Raw genomic sequence first — 17,280 nt, 5'->3', positions numbered from 1 at the left:
GAAGCGAGGCGGCGCCGGGGCGAACGAAGACAGCCCGGCGTCGTGGTCCGGGACGGCGACTGGAAGGATGTCAGAACGGGGGGGCGTCGACGCCGTTGATGTCGAGCGCGGTGGTGCGGTCGTCGCGGAGCCTGGCTTGCAGCGCAAGCTCGTTGTGCGCCCAGATGCGCGCGCGCAGGTCGTAGAGGAGTTCGACGACGGCCAGTGCCTGCTCGGGCGACCAGTGCGGGTCGATCAAGAGGGTCAAGCCCTGGGTGATGCCCGAGGGTTGAGGTGCGGGGCTCATGGCTGGGCGCGCGGGGTTTTGCGCCGGGATGCCGTGGTGCGCTCCTGGGCCTCCTTGCGGCGGTAGATAGTGACGTCACAAGATTTGCAGCCAGAGGGCAAGGCAGCGAATTTGCACGGCGGCAACGAATGAGGCGACGTTTTTCGCGTAGCGCGTGGCGATGCCCCGCCACCGCTTGAGATGCAGGAAGGCGTTCTCGACCAGGTGACGTAGTTTGTAGAGTGCTTTGTCATACGTGCGGGGTGGCTTGCGGTGCTTGCGTGGCGGAATCACGGCTTGCGCGCCTTGCGCTTGGGCATGCGCCACGATGGCGTCACTGTCGTAGCCTTTGTCGGCAAGCAGGTAGTCCATCTTGAACCCGTCCATCAACCGCTCAGCCTCTGCACAATCCGCTCGGGTACCTTCTGTAATAACCGCTCGGAGCGGCAGACCATGCGCATCCACGGCCAGATGTATCTTGGTGTTGAGCCCCCTTGTGTGCGGCTCATCGCCTGATTGCCACCCCGCGCACCCGCTGCGTGCGGATGAACCTTGCAGTGACTGGCATCGATCATGATCCACTCGAAATCGGGCTCATCAATGCACTGCTCCAGGAGCGACTCCCAAATGCCCTTGTCGCGCCAGCGGCAAAAACGCCGATGGGTGTTTTTCCACCCACCGTACGAAACCGGCAGGTCTCGCCACGGCGCACCGGTGCGAAGAATCCAGAACACGGCGTTGATGAATTGGCGGTTGTCCCGCGCAACCCCGCCCCAAACTCCCGCTCGTCCAGGCAAGTGGGGTTCGAGCAATTCCCAGTGCCGATCTGATAGATCGTGTCGAGGAAGCGTCTCGGGCATCTCAATAGCGCGGTTGGTATGAACAGCGCCAAACAGCGCCATCATGCCACAACTCGTGACGACGATATCTAAAGTCATCAACGCGTTTAGGGCTTTTGTGCGATGACGGTACCGAGTTGGCAGCGCATTGGGTTTCAAAATAGACTGATCTCCTGCACTCAGCCAAGCCCATGCACAATCCTCCCATACGCCATTGCACCGCCTGCGGCTCCCCGGTGATCTACCGCGTGCCTGAAGGCGATTCCCGTCCGCGCGCGGTTTGCCCGGCCTGCGGGCACATCCAGTACGAAAATCCGCGCAACATCGTCGGCGTCATACCGGCCTGGGGGCAACAGGTTTTGTTGTGCAAGCGGGCGATCGAGCCGCGCTATGGTTTGTGGACCTTGCCCGCGGGTTTTATGGAAATTGGCGAAAGCACCGAAGTGGGCGCCCTTCGGGAGACCCGTGAAGAAGCCGGTGCCGAAGTGGCGTTGAAGGGTCTTTACGCGGTCATCAACGTGCTGCCCGCGAATCAGGTCTATTTCTTTTACCGGGGGCAACTCACCCAGCCCCAATGGCAAGCGGGGGAAGAAAGTCTCGATGTCCAGCTTTTTCACGAAGCGGACATTCCCTGGGAGCAGATCGCCTTTCGCAGCGTGGCGCAAACATTGCAGCGCTACTTCGCAGACCTGCGCGCCGGGCACTTCCAAATCCACACCTTCGACATCGCCTAAAAGCTGGGGCTCGCTCAGGCGCAGCCGCCCATCGGCAATTCGCTGCCCGCATGGAACAGTTTCCAGAAGCCATAGGCGGCAAACAGCAAGAGCAACGTACCGGCAGCCAGGTGAAACCAGCGCTGATTGGTGCGCTGACTTACCCAACGCAGCGTGTGACCGGCAAAGAGCATATGCGGCAGAGTGCCCAGGCCGAAGGCCAGCATGGCCAGCGCGCCCTCCCATGCCGTGGCGCTGAGAAACGCCAGAGAAAGCGCGGAATACACCAGTCCACAAGGCAGCAAACCCCAGAGTAGCCCGGCGCCCAGCCGTTTTGGAAAGGTGTTGAAGGGCAACAGCCGCGATAGCAAGGGCTGAGTCAACCGGGTCAATCCGCGCCCAACCCAACTGCCGCCGAGCCACTTCAGCTTCCAGGCCAGCCAGCGCGGTGAAAGCACCTGTTGCAGAGTCATCCATAGGCCCACCGCAACGAGCACCAGGTTGCCAAGGGTAAAAAGGCTCAGTTGCACTGGCCGCGCGCTGGCGGCCCACACCCCAGCCCCGATCAAACCGGCGATTCCCCCCAAAATGGTGTAGGACAACACCCGTGCGCCCTGTAATTGCAGTTGATTTTGAAACAACTGACGCGCCGGAAGGAGCACATGTTCTGTGGATGCGCGCTCGGAGGCCACCACCAGTCCCCCGCACATGGCGGCGCAGTGCAGCCCGCCTGTGAGGCCCATCAACAACAGGGTCAGTGGAATGGTTGTATTCATGGTGTTCTGCTGTATTCTGTAAACATCAACTGAAGCAAATATCGCGACATCCAAATCTATGAAATCGACCCCGACCCCCACCGCCACGCAGATGGAAAAACCCCATCCTTGCGATGTGTGCTTTCAAAGTAAGTTCTGCCTACCGATTGCGCTGCAGCCGTCGGAAATGGGGCGTATCCGAGACGTGATTCAGGCAACCGTGCGGGTGCAGAAGGGCGAAGCGCTTTTCAGCACCGGCCAAGCCATGACCAAGGTGTATTCGGTGCATGCAGGATCTTTCAAATCGTATGTCACCAGCCCCGACGGACGCGAGCAGATTGTCGGTTTCCACATTCCCGGTGAGTTGATGGGCCTGGAGGGTCTTGGGCAGCACACCTATTTCACCGACACGGTCGCGCTCGAAGATAGCGAGGCCTGCGAAATCGATCTGCGTGCGCTGGAAACCACCACGCGCGACCTGCCCTCGCTGCAGCATCAGCTGCATTGCATCGTCGGCGGCAAGTTGGTGCGGGCGCAGCAAGATCAGTTTTCTCTGGGCAGCATGCATGCAGATGAGCGGCTGGCCCGCTTTTTGCTCGACTTGTCCGAACGCTTCAAGGCCCGTGGCCTGTCGCCCGATGAATTCGTCTTGCGCATGAGCCGCGAAGAGATTGGCAGTTATCTCGGCTTGAAACTGGAGACGGTCAGCCGTCTGATGTCCAAGTTTCACTCCGCGGGGTTGATTCATGTGGCGCAGCGCCAGATCCGCATCACGGATCGCCGCGCCCTCGCTGAATTGTTGATGCCGCAAACCTGATCACTCTGAGCGATAGCCAGTGAATTTAGGGGCTCCGAGAGGAGCCCCTTTGTTTTGTTCAGACACCCGGTTCGAGCGTCAGCGTCGTCCCCGGAATCCAGACACCCGCGAGGCGCCAGTCTGCCGTTTCCACATGCACGCGGTAACGCACGGGCTCAATGGGTGGTGAGAAGGCGCTGTAAGTACCTGAGGCGCCGCGGTGCAAGTCGATCTGCACGTCTTTCTGCTTGGACAAGGGATGACGCAACATCAAGTGCAGGGTGTCGGGAGCGATCTGCTGGTTGAGCTTGAGGTCAATGCGCCCGGCTGCGATCGAAATCTGTCCCGAAAGATGCAGGGCCTGGGCATGTCGCTCGCGCTGAATGTCGCCGCCTACCGCGAGCCCCTTTTTGTAGTAGTGGTCGGTCACCAGGCTGTCGGGGGTGCGGCTGGCCAGATAGATGGTGTAGACACTGGCCAAAACCGCGATCAGGGGAAGCGCGATCAAAAACCAGGGCCATGGCTCACGGTACCAGGGGCGGGAAGCGGCGGTTTGCATGGAAACTTCTCCTGCGGTTCGGGTGTTCAAGGGACGATGAAGGTGGTCTTGCTCGACGCAGAGATCGGCTTTTCGCCTTCCGATGTGGCAATGATCTCGATTTTGTAAACGCCCTTCTTCGCGTTGTCGACTGGAATAGTCACTTCCAGCGGCTCGAGAATATTGGTCGATGCGGGCAACTCGTAGGTATTTCGATCATGCACCGCCACGCCCTCCAGGCCCTTGACCTCGACGCGAATCTTTCGCGCCTTTTCCGTGGTGTTCATCAGCTGGATCTGATAGACGTTCTCGACCAGACCACCGGGAATTTCGCGCGACAGCACGCCGCGATCACGCATCACATTCATCTTCAAGGGGTCGCGCGTGGCCAGCCCGCCGACGAACAGCCCCACCATGATGAGCAGCAATGCCGAGTAAATAAGAATGCGTGGTCGCAGCAGATGCGCCCATTGCTGGCGCTTGCTCCACTTGTTCTTCATGGCGTTTTCGCTGGAGTAGCGAATCAGCCCGCGCGGATAACCCACCTTGTCCATGACCTGATCGCAGGCATCGACACAGGCGCCGCAGCCGATGCACATGTACTGCAGGCCATCGCGGATATCGATGCCCGTCGGGCAGACTTGCACGCAGATGCTGCAGTCCACGCAATCGCCCTTGCCTTGCGCGCGCGGGTCGACATGTTTGCCCCGTTTGCCGCGCGGCTCGCCCCGTTCGGTGTCGTAGGTGACGATGAGCGTGTCCTTGTCGATCATCACCGACTGAAAGCGGGCATAAGGGCACATGTACTTGCAGACCTGCTCGCGCATGAACCCGGCGTTGCCATAGGTGGCGAAGCCGTAGAACAAAATCCAGAACGTCTGCCAGGGGCCTAGGTTTGCGCTGATGACCTGACCGGCCAAGGTCAGAATGGGCGTGAAGTAGCCCACGAAGGTGAAGCCCGTCCACAAGGCCACTGCAATCCACAACCCGTGTTTGAGCGCTTTCTTGCTGATCTTGCGGGCATTCCAATCGGAGCCGTCGAGGCGGATGCGTGCCAGTCGGTCGCCCTCGACCTTGCGCTCGATCCACATGAAAATTTCGGTGTACACCGTTTGCGGGCAGGCATAGCCGCAAAACAGTCGCCCAGCGATGGCCGTGAACAAAAACAAACCGTAGGCCGAGATGATCAGCAGCAGAGCGAGGAAGATCACGTCCTGCGGCCACAGAATCATGCCGAAGAAGTAGAACTTCCGGGTGGACAGATCGAGCAGCACGGCCTGACGGCCATCCCACTGCAACCAGGGCAAGCCGTAGAACAGCGCCTGGGTGAACACCACCATGAACACCCGCCAGTTATTGAACCAACCGGTGACGGAGCGGGAGTAGATTTTTTTGCGAACCTCGTACAGCCACTCTTCAGAGGCTGAAATATCGTCGTCGCTGGGTTCTGGCGCCTTGGCGTTCATCGCACGTTCCGGGCTGAAAAATACGGGACTGACTCAAGCGGCATCGGGGCGCATTTGATCTTGCGCCCCGATGTGGGTCAGAGAATGAAAAGAATCGAGGACTGGACTTACTTCGCCGCTTGCGCACCATGACTGATGCTGTAAACGTAGGCCGCAAGTAAGTGAATCTTTTCGGGCGAGAGAAAGTCTTTCTGCGCAGGCATCTGGCCGGCACGACCCTTCTCAATGGTGTGCGAAATGGTTTCGATGCTCGACCCGAACAGCCACTGCCGCTTGGGGTCGGCCAGATCGGGGGCGCCCAGAGCCTTGTTGCCCGTGCCGTCGGCGCCGTGGCAAGCCGCGCAGGCCGTGGCGAACAAGGGCTTGCCCTGAGCCGCCAGTTGGGCATCGTGCTTCATGCCGCTGAGGCTGCGCACATAATTAGCCACGGCGAGCACGCCGGGTTTGCCGCCAACCGCGGCCTCCATCGGCGGCATCATGCCCAAGCGGCCGTTGGTAAGGGTTTCCACCAAAACCTCGGGGCTGTTGCCGTACAGCCAGGCATTGGCGTTGTGGACGGTCAAGTTGGGAAAGCCCTTGGTGCCCCCCGCGTCTGATCCATGACACTGGGAGCAATAGGTCAGAAACATGCGCTGACCAGTGGCCATGGCCGTGGGGTTGGCGGCGAGTTCGGGAATCGGCGTTTTCATGTAGGCCGCATACAGGGGCTCAATGCGCGCATCGAACGCGGCCGATTCCTGCTGGTACATCTTGTCGCTGGAATACCCGAGGATGCCCTTGTAAAACGCCAGGCCGCCGTAGAGCGACAGGTAGATCACTGCAAAAATCAGTGTCAGGATGAACAGCCCCATCCACCAGCGCGGCAAGGGGTTGTTGAACTCCTGCAGATCACCGTCCCAGACATGGCCGGTCGTAGCGATGGGATTGCCCGCCTTGTCGCGAAACACGGTTTGCCGTGCTGTACCGCGCAGAAAAAGGAACAGGGCAACGATGGAAACAATGGTGACGCCGCCGATCCAGAAGGCCCACCCGGGGGAATAGAACTGGTTCATGATTTGGTCTTGTCGGAGGTCTTGGACTCATCGCCCTTGTCGAAAGACTCGGGCGGGTGATTCTTGGAATCGAGGAAAGGGATCATTCCGTCCTTTTCATGCGTCTTTTTGAACCGGGGCGAAAACGCCCACCACACGATGCCGGCGAAGACCACCATGGAGAGAACGAGAACGATCGAGCCGAAGGACATGGCGCTTCCTCAGTAGTTGATGTAGTTGGCCTTGGACTTGTAGTTGCTCAGCGCCGTGCCCAAACCCTGCAGGTAGGCGATCAGCGCGTCTTCCTTGGTCTTGCCTTCGAGCTCTTGCGGCGCCGCAGCGATCTCGGCTTCGGTGTAAGGCACGCCCAGAGTTTTCATGGCGCGCATCTTGGCCTGGATCTGATTGGCCTCGGCAGGCTGGTGCTGCAGCCAGGTGTAGGCCGGCATGATGCTTTCGGGCACAAGATCGCGCGGTTGACGCAGATGCAGGCGCTGCCACTCGTCGGAATACTTGCCGCCGACGCGGGCCAGATCGGGGCCGGTACGCTTGCTGCCCCACTGGAAGGGATGGTCGTAAACCGACTCACCCGCCACCGAGTAGTGGCCATAGCGCTCGACCTCGGCGCGCAGCGGGCGGATCATCTGTGAGTGACAGAGGTAGCAGCCCTCGGCCAGATACACATCGCGACCTTCGAGCTGCAAGGCGGTGTAGGGCTTGACGCCGGGAATGGGCTGGGTCGTGCTCTTGTCGAAAAACAGGGGCACGAGCTGAACCAGCCCGGCGATGCTGACGACGATCGCCACCAGCACGATCATCAGACCCACGTTCTTCTCGATGGTCTCGTGATTAAAAGTTGCCATGAATATCTCCGAATCGTGATCAGGCGTGGGCCACGCTCAGTGCGGGCACCGGCGCGTCGACGGGCTTGCCCTGGCGGATGGTTCGATAGGCGTTGTAGACCATCAGGCACATGCCGAAGAGATAGATCGAGCCGCCGATGGCGCGAATGACGTAGAGGGGAATGACCGCCTTGACGCTCTCGATGAAGCTGTAGGTCAGCGAACCATCAGCCTGCATGGCGCGCCACATCAGCCCTTCGGTCACACCAGCCACCCACAGCGAGGCGATGTAGAGCACCACGCCGATGGTCGCCGTCCAGAAGTGGACTTCGATGAGGCGCTTGCTCCACATCTGAGTCTGGCCCCACAGGCGCGGAATCAGGTAGTACAGGCTGCCCATGGTGATCATGCCCACCCAGCCCATGGCGCCGGAATGCACATGGCCGATGATCCAGTCGGTGTAGTGACCCAGCGCGCTCACCGTCTTGACGGAGAGCATCGGCCCTTCGAAGGTGGACATGCCGTAGAACGACAGCGCGGTGATCAGGAACTTGAGGATGGGATCTTCGCGCAGCTTGTACCAGGCGCCCGACAGAGTCATCATGCCGTTGATCATGCCACCCCAGCTCGGCGCCAGCAGGATGAGCGAGAACACCATCCCCAGCGACTGCGTCCAGTCGGGCAGCGCGGTGTACAGCAGGTGGTGCGGGCCGGCCCACATATAAGTGAAGATCAGCGCCCAAAAGTGCACGATGGACAGGCGGTACGAATAGATCGGGCGCTCGGCCTGCTTGGGGATGAAGTAGTACATCATGCCCAGGAAGGAGGTGGTGAGGAAGAAGCCCACGGCGTTGTGGCCGTACCACCACTGGATCATCGCGTCCTGCGCGCCGCCGTACACCGAGTAGCTCTTCCACGACAGCAGGCTGATGGGCAGCTTGATGTTGTTGACGATGTAGAGCAGCGCAATGGTGATGATGTAGGCGCCGAAGAACCAGTTCGCCACATAGATGTGCGGCGTCTTCCGCTTCATGATGGTGCCGAAAAACACCACGGCATACGCCACCCAGGTCACGACGATCAGCAGGCTGATCGGCCATTCCTGTTCAGCGTATTCCTTGCCGCTGGTGATGCCCAGCGGATAGGTGATGGCGCACAGCACGATGACCGCCGTCCATCCCCAGAAGGTGAACTCAGCCAGCTTGGGCGCGAACAGCGGCACCTGACAAGTGCGCTGCACGATGTAGTAAGAGGTCGCGAACAGCGCCGTACCGCCAAAACCGAAAATCACCGCATTGGTGTGCAGTGGACGCAAACGCCCCCAGCTCAGCCACTCCATGCCGTAGGTCATGTCGGGAAAGACCAGTTGCACCGCAATGAACACGCCAACCAGCATGCCCACCACGGCCCAAACCAGGGTCATGACGGTGAATTTGCGCACCAGCGCGTAGTTGTAAGTCTGTTTAAGCGTCAGATCGCTCATCTGCTCCACCTGTTGATAAGAAGTAACGAACCGTAATGTAGAGTATGGTCATTTACTTATGGACACACTGAATTGACATGTATCAACACATTTCATTTCGTAAGGGTAAGCACTAGGAAGTGGCCGGGGTCGCTGCGCTGTCAATGCGACACCTTGCCGCAATGTGCAGATCAAGTCCGTTGTTGCGGCCCTTCAGCGTCGGCGGATTTCTCTGCCTCTTTCTCGGGTAAAGACTCAGGTTTGGGTTTATCGTCGTCCATCAGAATGGCGTGGGCCGGACCTTCCATATCGTCGAACTGACCGCTGCGCGCCGCCCACCACAGCACCCCCACGATGAGCAGCACCAGCAGCACACTGATGGGGATGAGAATGAGCAGAGAGCCTTCCATGGCGCGCTTTCAAAGAGTGGGCGCAACACGATCGCGGCGCGCCAGGCGGGCTGCATTGAGCACCACCAGCAGCGAGGAGGTACTCATGCCAACCGCCGCCCAGACCGGGGTGATGAAACCCGCCACCGCCAGCGGAATCGCCAGCAGGTTGTAGACCACGGCCCAGATCAGGTTCTGCCGCATCACGCCCACCGTGCGCCGTCCGGTGGCGACCAGCCGCGGCAAGGCGCGCATGTCCGGGTGATGCAAGATGACATCGGCCCCGGCCCGGGCAATCGGCGCGGCGCCGGCAAAGCTCACCGAGAGATCGGCTGCCGCCAGCACCGGGGCATCGTTCACCCCGTCGCCCACCATCGCCACCACCCGCCCCTGCGCGCGCCATTGGCGCACGCGTTCGAGCTTGTCCTCCGGGCTCAGGCCGCCCTCGGCGCGCGCCACGCCGAGCCGCGTGGCCCAGGCCTGAACGGTACGTACCGCATCGCCCGACAACACCGCAACCTCGGCGCCAGCGGCTTGCAGCGACTGCAAGGCCTCCTGCGCACCGGGGCGCAGCGTTTCGGCGATGTCGAACACGGCCAGCGCACGCCCATCGAGGCTCAGGCCAAGCCGGGTGAGCGGAATATCGCTGGCTTCGGGCGGCTGCGCTTGCGCCACACCCGAGAAGGCTGCATGCCCCAGCCGCAGCGTCTGTCCCTGCCACACGCCCTGCATGCCGCCATGCGGCACAGCGCGCAAATCCTGCACCGCTTCTACGGCGTCGCCCTGCGCGGCAGACGCCATGAACGCCCGCGCGAGCGGATGCTGCACCCCCTGCTCCAGCGCGCGCGCCAACGCCAGCACCTGCTCACGGCTGTAGGACGGATTGAGCAGGCGCACGGCCGAGACAACGGGTTCGGCCGTGGTCAGCGTGCCGGTCTTGTCGAACAACCAGAGATCGACCTGCGGCGCACGGTCGAGCGCGTGACCGCGAGCGAGCAGCACGCCGTGCCGCGAGAGTTGCGCGGTGGACGCCGCCAGCGCCGCAGGCACCGCCAGCGACAAGGCACAGGGGCAGCTCACCACCAGCACGGCCACCAGTGTCGGCACGATGCGCGCCGGATCGAGCCACCACCACAGCAGCACGGTAAGCGCGGCCACCGCCAGCAAACCCAGCGTGAACCATTGCGCGGCGATGTCGGCCAACTGGGCCGAGCGCGGCTTGCTGGCCAGCGCATGCTGCATCAGCTCAACCATTTGCGCGATGCGCGTGCCCGCGCCGGTTTGCGTGGCCCGCACGATCAGCGGCGATTGCCGGTTCATGCTGCCCGCCAGAATGGCGTCGCCCGCCTGTTTGGGCACGGCATGGCTCTCGCCGGTGAGCAGGGCTTCGTCCACTAATGACGCGCCCGAGATCACCACGCCGTCCACCGCGGCGGCGCTGCCGCTGGGCAACTCCACCTCATCGCCTGCGCGCACCTGGGTAATGGCCACACTGCGCCACTCTTCTTCGCCGCTGGCTCGCACCCGCACGGCGGCGGGCAGTTGTTCCATCAGTTCCTCGGCCGCGTTCAGGCTGCGCTGGCGCAGGCCGTCTTCGATCAGGCGCGCGGTGAGCAACAGAGCGAGAAACATCACCACCGAGTCGAAATACACATGGCTCTCGCCGTGCAGCACGCTCCACACACTGGCGGCAAACGCGCTCCACAGACCGAGAGTGACGGGCACGTCCATCCCCAGGCGACGGTTGCGCACGTCGCGCAGCGCCCCCATGAGGAAAGGCCAGCCGGAAAACAGCAAGGCGGGCAAGGTGAGCGCCAGGCTGCCCCACTGGAAAATGCCCTGCTCTGCCGCGTTGAGCCCCTCGGCATCGAGGTAGCCCGGCCAGGCGAACATCATCACCTGCATCATCGCCAGCCAGGCCACGAGGGTGCGCAAAATGGCCAAGCGACGGGCGCGGCGGTGATTGAGCTCGCTCTGGTGACGCGCGTTGGGCAGCGGGCGATAACCCACCTCGGCCAGCGCCTGAAACACCTGCGCCAGTTGCACGGTGTTGGCGTCCCACTGCAACGCCACGCGGCGGGTGGAGTAGTTCACCGTGGCGGCGAGCACGCCCGGTATGGCCCGCAGCCGCTGCTCGATCAGCCAGACGCAGGCGCCGCAATGAATGCCATCGACCGCAATCTGAGTGCTCCACCGGCCCTCGCCCAGCGACGTGGCATAGGCAGAGAGAAACGCCGGGTCGGCCAGCGCCATCCACTGTTGATGGAGTTTGTCGATCTCTTCGCACGGCAGCGCGGCCAGCGCGCCTTCGCCTGCGGTGCGGCGGTCGTAATAGGCGCACAACCCGCCCTGCACGATGATCTCGGCGGCCGCCGCGCAGCCCTGGCAACAAAAGCTGCGCCACTGCCCGTCCAGCTCCATGCGCACCGGCGCGTCGCCCAAAGGCAGGCTGCAGTGATAGCAGCCGGTCGCTTCAGCAGGGTGCTTCGGCATCTGATTGGGGGCGCTGGACAGGGGAAGGATGGAACTCGACATGATGACCATGCTAGAAACTGCGCCCTCACCCTGCCTTGAGATGTATCAAGAAGTATCTATACATTGTCGAGGGTATTCCCGGATCAGCCCAGATTGTTCATTAGGACACGGGATGATGGCGCGGCGGCTTGGGGATGGATTGGCCCCTGCGCGACAAGCCCATAGCCGTCGCTATGGGCGCGAAGCGCGGGGGTCAAGACGCCCCAAACCGCCCGCCAGCGCCCGTGTAGGGGCAAAGCCCCGCCTAATGGACAGTCTGGGATCAGCCCTGCCACTGCGCCCAGACTTTTTCCAGACGCTTGAGCGATACCGGCATGGGCGTGCGCAGCTCTTGGGCGAACAGCGACACCCGCAGTTCTTCGAGCAGCCAACGCAGCTCTTGCAGGCGTGGCGGCAGGTGCCCGTGATAACTCGCCGCCTCGCGCTGCCAGCGGGTGAGCCAAGGGGCGAGCTGGGTGCCGAGTTGCGCATCGCGGGCCGGATCGGTGCGAAATTTATCCAGCCGCCGCCCGATGGCCTGCAGATAGCGGGGAAAGTGCGCGATTTGCGCAGGCGGCGCTTCGGCGATGAAACGCGGAGGCAACAAGGCCTGCAGCTGGGCACGGATGTCGGCGTGCAGCGCGGGTTGGTTCTTGAACGCGGCGAGTTTTTTCTGCACTTGCGCGTATTCATCCAGAATCTGCGCCGCCAGCCGCGCCATTTCGGCGGCCAACAGTTGAAAACGGGGCTTGCCCTCGCTCAAGCGTTGGGCGAAAGCGGGCTTGTCGGCAGGCAGCGGCTCGACGAGAAAGGCCCGGTCGAGCGCCGCATCCACGATCTGCGCGCGCAGCAGTTCGGCGGTGCCCAGCGACATGAACTGCATCGCCGCCTGCTGGAATCCGGGCAGATTTTTTTCCGCATGCTTGATCTGATCGCGCAGTTGCAGGGCGAACAGACGGCGCAGGCCGCTACGGTGCAACCGTGCGGCTTCCTCGGCGGTGTCGAATACCTCCACATCGACCGCGCCGCCCTTGTCCACCAGGGCGGGAAAGCCGATCAGGGTGTGCGCGCCCCGGCGCAGCTCCAGCAGTTCCGGCAGGGCGTCGAAAGTCCAATCCGTCAGTCCTTGCAGCGCATCGGTGGGCACATTGATGGGCGCTTCGCGCGGTGCTGCGGCCAACGCGCCGGGCGCCGCGCGGGGAGGCGCCGGGGCTTCGGACGGGGCCTTGGCGTTTTTTTGCGGCGACAGTCCGGTGCGCAGTTTGGCCAGTTCGGCAAACGCGCTGCGTGAAGCCTGACCGTGATCGGCGCGCAGTTTGTCGATGTCTCGCCCGACGTCGATGCGCCGTCCGTGGGCGTCGATCACCTGCACGTTGAAAAACAGATGGGGCCCGAGGGTTTCGAGCTTGAAGTCGGTGCGCTGCAGCGCCAGCCCGGTGTGCTCGCGCACCAGATCGCGCAAGGCGTCGAGCAGATCGCCCTGGCCGAATCGCTCGGCCGTCGTGAGCTGCGCGGCGAACGCCTCCGCGGTTTGCGGCAGCGGCACGAGGCGCGAACGCGGGCGCTGCGGCAAGCTTTTGAGCAGCGCCAGAATCTTTTCCTTGAGCAGCCCCGGCACCAGCCATTGCAGCCGCTGCGCAGGTATCTGGTTGAGCGCGGCCAGCGGCGCCTGCAATGTGACGCCGTCGCGCGCGCCGCCGGGGTCGAAGGTGTAGTCGAGCTGCAGTTCCAGCGCGCCGAGCTTAAGGCGGTTAGGAAACGTCTCGGTGGTGATGCCGGCCGCTTCGTGGCGCATCAACTCGTCGCGCTGCAGAAACAGCAGCTTCGGCTCGGCCCGCACCGCATCGCGATACCAGCGGTCGAAACTGGCGCCGCCGTGCACTTCGTCTGGCACTTGCTGGTCGTAGAAGGCGTAGATCAGTTCTTCGTCCACCAGCACGTCGAGCCGCCGCGCCTTGTGTTCGAGTCGTTCGATGTCGGCGATCAGCGCCTGGTTGTGCTGAAAAAAGGGCCAGCGGCAGTCCCACTCGCCCGCCACCAGGGCCTCGCGCAGAAAAATCTCGCGCGCCTGCTTGGGATCGAAACGGCCGAAATCCACCCGTCTCTGGCTGTAAACCACCAGTCCGTACAGCGTCGCGCGCTCGAAGGCGGTGACTTGCGCTGGCTTCTTTTCCCAGTGCGGATCGAGCAGGCTGGTCTTGAGCAGGTGCGCGCCCACGCGCTCCAGCCACTGCGGCTCGATGCGCGCCACGCCGCGGGCGTACAGCCGCGTGGTTTCCACCAGCTCCGCCGCCATGATCCACCGCCCGGCCTTGCGCCCCAGCGGCGACGACGGATGGATGGCAAAGCGAATGCCTCTCGCGCCTAGGTACTGGGCATCGTCTTCGCCCTTGTAGCCCACGTTGCCGAGCAGGCCGCTGAGCAAAGCGCAATGAATCTGCTCATAGGTAGGCTCGGCGGTGTTGAGCCGCCAGCCCTGCTCGGACACCAGAGTGTGGAGCTGGCTGTGCACGTCATGCCATTCGCGCAGGCGCAGCGGCGAGAGATACTGGCCACGCAGTTCGCCCCACAATTTGCGCTGCGACTTTTTGTGGGCAATGGCCGCGTGGTAATGCGCCCAGAGCTTGAGCCAGCCGAGAAATTCGGAGCGCTCGTCGCTGAACTTGCGATGCGCTTCATCGGCTGCCTGCTGCGCCTCGGCGGGACGTTCGCGCGGGTCTTGCACCGACAGCGCCGCGGCGATGATCAGCACTTCGGTCAGCGCCTCGCGGTTGCGGGCTTCGAGAATCATGCGGCCGATACGCGGGTCCAGCGGCAGTCGGGCAAGCTCGCGGCCCAGAGGGGTGAGCGCATTGCGGTCGTCCACCGCGCCCAGTTCGGTGAGCAACTGGTAGCCGTCGGCAATCGCCTTGCCCGGCGGCGGCTCGATGAACGGAAACTGCTCGATGGAATCCAGCCCCAGCGCCTTCATGCGCAGAATGACGGCGGCCAGCGAAGACCGCTGGATCTCCGGCGTGGTGAAGCGCGGCCGCTCGGCGAACTCGGCTTCGTCGTACAGCCGGATGCACACGCCGTTGGCCACCCGGCCGCAACGGCCGGCGCGTTGCTGCGCCGCCGCCTGGCTGATGGACTCGACCTGCAGCATTTCCACCTTGTTGCGGTAGCTGTAGCGCTTTACCCGCGCCAGACCAGCGTCGATGACGTAGCGGATGCCAGGCACGGTGAGCGAGGTTTCGGCCACATTGGTTGCCAGCACGATGCGCCGCGCACCGCCCGAGGCAAACACCCGGTCTTGCTCGGCCTGCGACAGCCGGGCGTACAGCGGCAGGATTTCCACGCCGACGCGCTTGGTGTCGAGATGGTGTTTGCGCAGCGCCGCCTCGGCTTCGCGGATTTCGCGCTCGCCAGGCAGAAACACCAGAATGTCGCCGGAGCCGAGCCGCCAAAGCTCGTCCACCGCATCGCAGATCGCCGCAGACTGGTCGCGGTCATCACCCTTGTCCACGCCAAAAGGCCGCCAGCGCACTTCCACCGGATACAGCCGCCCCGAAACTTCGATGACTGGAGCAAGAGTGGACTGCCCCCACGCTCCGGGCTGCGCCCCGTCGCTGCCCCCCGAGGGGGCGCCGCCCGGCTTGGGGCGGCCCGGCGCCGGGCGGGGAGCGCTTTCGGCAAAGTGCTCCGCAAACCGCTGAGCATCGATAGTGGCCGAAGTCACGATCACTTTCAGGTCAGGACGGCGCGGCAGCAACTGTTTGAGGTAACCCAGCAGAACGTCGATGTTCAGGCTGCGCTCGTGCGCCTCGTCGATGATCAGGGTGTCGTAGGCGCGCAGCAGAGGGTCGGTCTGGGTTTCCGCCAGCAAAATGCCGTCAGTCATCAGCTTGATCGACGCCCCGGGCTGCAGCCGGTCGTTGAAGCGCACCTTGTATCCGGCAATCGCGCCCAGCTCGCTGCCGAGTTCCTGCGCCACGCGCTTGGCGATACTGGTGGCCGCCAGCCGCCGCGGCTGGGTGTGGCCGATCAGCCCCGTTCCGCCCGCTCCTAGCCCGCGGCCGATGGACAGCGCGATCTTGGGCAACTGTGTGGTCTTGCCCGATCCGGTTTCGCCGCAGACGATCACCACCTGATGCTCGCGCAGCGCACGCGCGATGTCTTCGCGCCGCAGCGAAACCGGCAGATCTTCAGGAAAGCGCACTTCGCCCACGGGCGTGGCCGCCACAGGCTTGCGCGGCGCGGCAGCATGGCGCTGGCGAGGGGGTCGGGCGGCGGTGGATTCGGGCATGGAAGACATCAAAAACAAAAGCAACCCGACATTTTCGGATAATCGGGCCATGATCGCCCAGCAAGAACAATTCGTCGATTGGCTGCGCTCCGTCGCGCCTTACATCCATGCCCATCGCGGCAAGACCTTTGTGGTCGCCATCGCCGGCGAACTGATCGCGGCCGGACGCCTCAACGCGCTGGTGCAGGACGTTGCGCTGCTCACCGCGATGGGCGTGCGCATCGTGCTCGTGCACGGCTTTCGTCCGCAGGTCGAAGCGCAGTTGCGCGAAAAAGGCGTCGGCGCGCGCTACTCGCACGGCATGCGGGTGACCGATGAAGTCGCGCTCGATGCCGCGCAGGAAGCGGCGGGCCAGTTGCGCTTCGAGATTGAAGCTACGTTCTCGCAAGGCCTGCCCAACACGCCGATGGCCGGCGCCACCGTGCGCGTGGTCTCCGGCAATTTCATCATCGCCCGCCCCGTGGGCGTGATCGACGGCCTTGATTTCCAGCACACCGGGCTGGTCCGCAAGGTCGATGCGCCCACCATTCAGCGCGCGCTTGAATATGGCGCGGTCGTGCTCATGTCGCCCTTCGGCTACTCGCCCACGGGTGAAGCCTTCAACCTCAGCATGGAAGACGTGGCCAGCAGCGTGGGCGCGGCCATCAAGGCGGAAAAGCTCGTGCTGATCACCGAGGTGGACGGCGTGATCGACGACGCGCACAACCTCATCCCCGAACTGACCGTGGCGCAGGCCGAGAGCCTGCTGTCGCGCCTGCCCGATCCGCAACAGCCCACCGACACCGCGTTTTATTTGCGCCACGCGGTATGCGCCGTGCGCGGCGGCGTGACGCGTGCGCACATCGTGCCGTTTGCCATCGACGGCTCGCTGCTGCTCGAACTCTTCACCCACGACGGCGTGGGCACCATGATCGCCGACGAGCATCTCGAACATCTGCGGCAAGCCACGGCCGACGACGTGGGCGGCATCCTGCAACTCATCGAGCCGCTGGAAGAACAAGGCGTGCTGGTCAAGCGTAGCCGCACCGAAATCGAACGCGACATCAGCTACTACACGGTACTGGAGCACGACGGCATCATCTTCGGCTGCGCCGCGCTCTACCCCTACGCCGAGCAGAAAACCGGCGAAATGGCCGCGCTCACCGTTCACCCGTCCGCCCAAGGTCAGGGCGATGGCGAGCGCATCCTCAAACACATCGAACAACGCGCTCGGGCGCTGGGACTGCACAGCATTTTTGTGCTCACCACCCGCACCATGCACTGGTTTCTCAAACGGGGCTTTGTGCTGGTCGAGCGCGAATGGCTGCCGCCCGAGCGCCGCCTGCGCTACGACGACCAGCGACGCTCGCGTGTGCTGGTCAAACATCTCGGTTGAAACCTCAATA

15 protein-coding genes are annotated in these 17,280 nt (G+C 63.1%); 3 read left to right on the top strand and 12 right to left on the bottom strand.

Annotation, left to right across the window (positions count from 1 at the left end; translation table 11 throughout):
- Nucleotides 1–70: 70 nt before the first annotated feature.
- Both THI_RS06225 and THI_RS18380 read right to left on the bottom strand, forming a co-directional pair.
- A complete protein-coding gene (locus THI_RS06225) occupies nt 71–286 on the bottom strand; it encodes a hypothetical protein (protein ID WP_013105394.1) in 216 nt (71 codons plus the stop codon).
- A gap of 75 nt (nt 287–361) precedes the next feature.
- Nucleotides 362–1,125 (bottom strand): IS5-like element ISThsp6 family transposase gene (locus tag THI_RS18380; RefSeq protein ID WP_197535446.1). Its coding sequence is split into 2 segments (ribosomal slippage): nt 362–753 and nt 753–1,125, totalling 765 coding nucleotides; the frame shifts between segments, so codons are not numbered across the junction.
- Between the two features lie 170 nt (nt 1,126–1,295).
- Here THI_RS18380 and THI_RS06210 point away from each other — a divergent pair.
- Nucleotides 1,296–1,838 (top strand): NUDIX hydrolase, encoded by a 543-nt coding sequence (locus THI_RS06210; RefSeq protein WP_013105391.1) that lies wholly within the window; start codon nt 1,296–1,298, stop codon nt 1,836–1,838.
- 14 nt (nt 1,839–1,852) lie between these two features.
- Here THI_RS06210 and THI_RS06205 read toward each other — a convergent pair whose 3' ends face one another.
- Nucleotides 1,853–2,593: a sulfite exporter TauE/SafE family protein gene (locus tag THI_RS06205; protein WP_013105390.1), complete on the bottom strand. Its 741-nt coding sequence runs from the start codon at nt 2,591–2,593 to the stop codon at nt 1,853–1,855.
- A gap of 58 nt (nt 2,594–2,651) precedes the next feature.
- Between THI_RS06205 and THI_RS06200 the strand changes: the two genes are divergently transcribed.
- On the top strand, nt 2,652–3,389 hold the full coding sequence (locus THI_RS06200; protein WP_013105389.1) for a helix-turn-helix domain-containing protein: 738 nt from the start codon (nt 2,652–2,654) through the stop codon (nt 3,387–3,389).
- A 58-nt stretch (nt 3,390–3,447) separates the two neighbouring features.
- Here the strand turns inward: THI_RS06200 and THI_RS06195 are convergent, their stop codons facing one another.
- The 9 genes from THI_RS06195 to hrpA form a co-directional block, all read right to left on the bottom strand.
- Entirely contained in the window at nt 3,448–3,927 is a 480-nt protein-coding gene (locus tag THI_RS06195) for a FixH family protein (RefSeq protein WP_013105388.1), read from the bottom strand.
- A 26-nt stretch (nt 3,928–3,953) separates the two neighbouring features.
- Nucleotides 3,954–5,372 (bottom strand): cytochrome c oxidase accessory protein CcoG, encoded by a 1,419-nt coding sequence (gene ccoG, locus THI_RS06190; protein WP_013105387.1) that lies wholly within the window; start codon nt 5,370–5,372, stop codon nt 3,954–3,956.
- A 107-nt stretch (nt 5,373–5,479) separates the two neighbouring features.
- On the bottom strand, nt 5,480–6,424 hold the full coding sequence (gene ccoP, locus THI_RS06185) for a cytochrome-c oxidase, cbb3-type subunit III (protein WP_013105386.1): 945 nt from the start codon (nt 6,422–6,424) through the stop codon (nt 5,480–5,482).
- Nucleotides 6,421–6,615, bottom strand: a complete 195-nt coding sequence (locus THI_RS06180) for a CcoQ/FixQ family Cbb3-type cytochrome c oxidase assembly chaperone (RefSeq protein ID WP_013105385.1) — start codon at nt 6,613–6,615, stop codon at nt 6,421–6,423. The genes ccoP and THI_RS06180 overlap by 4 nt, the downstream gene beginning before the upstream one ends.
- 9 nt (nt 6,616–6,624) lie before the next feature.
- Complete coding sequence (ccoO, locus tag THI_RS06175; RefSeq protein WP_013105384.1) at nt 6,625–7,266, bottom strand: cytochrome-c oxidase, cbb3-type subunit II; 642 nt, start codon at nt 7,264–7,266, stop codon at nt 6,625–6,627.
- A gap of 19 nt (nt 7,267–7,285) precedes the next feature.
- The gene (gene ccoN / locus THI_RS06170; protein ID WP_013105383.1) at nt 7,286–8,728 is read right to left on the bottom strand and encodes a cytochrome-c oxidase, cbb3-type subunit I; all 1,443 of its coding nucleotides are present in this window, start codon (nt 8,726–8,728) and stop codon (nt 7,286–7,288) included.
- Nucleotides 8,729–8,898: 170 nt separating this feature from the next.
- On the bottom strand, nt 8,899–9,117 hold the full coding sequence (gene ccoS, locus THI_RS06165) for a cbb3-type cytochrome oxidase assembly protein CcoS (protein ID WP_013105382.1): 219 nt from the start codon (nt 9,115–9,117) through the stop codon (nt 8,899–8,901).
- Between the two features lie 9 nt (nt 9,118–9,126).
- On the bottom strand, nt 9,127–11,631 hold the full coding sequence (locus THI_RS06160; protein ID WP_013105381.1) for a heavy metal translocating P-type ATPase: 2,505 nt from the start codon (nt 11,629–11,631) through the stop codon (nt 9,127–9,129).
- Nucleotides 11,632–11,893: 262 nt separating this feature from the next.
- Nucleotides 11,894–15,895, bottom strand: a complete 4,002-nt coding sequence (gene hrpA / locus THI_RS06155; protein ID WP_013105380.1) for an ATP-dependent RNA helicase HrpA — start codon at nt 15,893–15,895, stop codon at nt 11,894–11,896.
- Between the two features lie 49 nt (nt 15,896–15,944).
- On the opposite strand from hrpA, the gene argA reads away from it, so the two are divergent.
- On the top strand, nt 15,945–17,270 hold the full coding sequence (argA, locus tag THI_RS06150; protein WP_013105379.1) for an amino-acid N-acetyltransferase: 1,326 nt from the start codon (nt 15,945–15,947) through the stop codon (nt 17,268–17,270).
- Nucleotides 17,271–17,280 lie beyond the last annotated feature (10 nt).

Source organism: Thiomonas arsenitoxydans (assembly GCF_000253115.1).
Taxonomy (GTDB): Bacteria; Pseudomonadota; Gammaproteobacteria; order Burkholderiales; family Burkholderiaceae_C; genus Thiomonas; species Thiomonas arsenitoxydans.
Note: the sequence above shows the minus strand (reverse complement) of the source record. Positions and strands in the feature narration are given on the sequence as shown.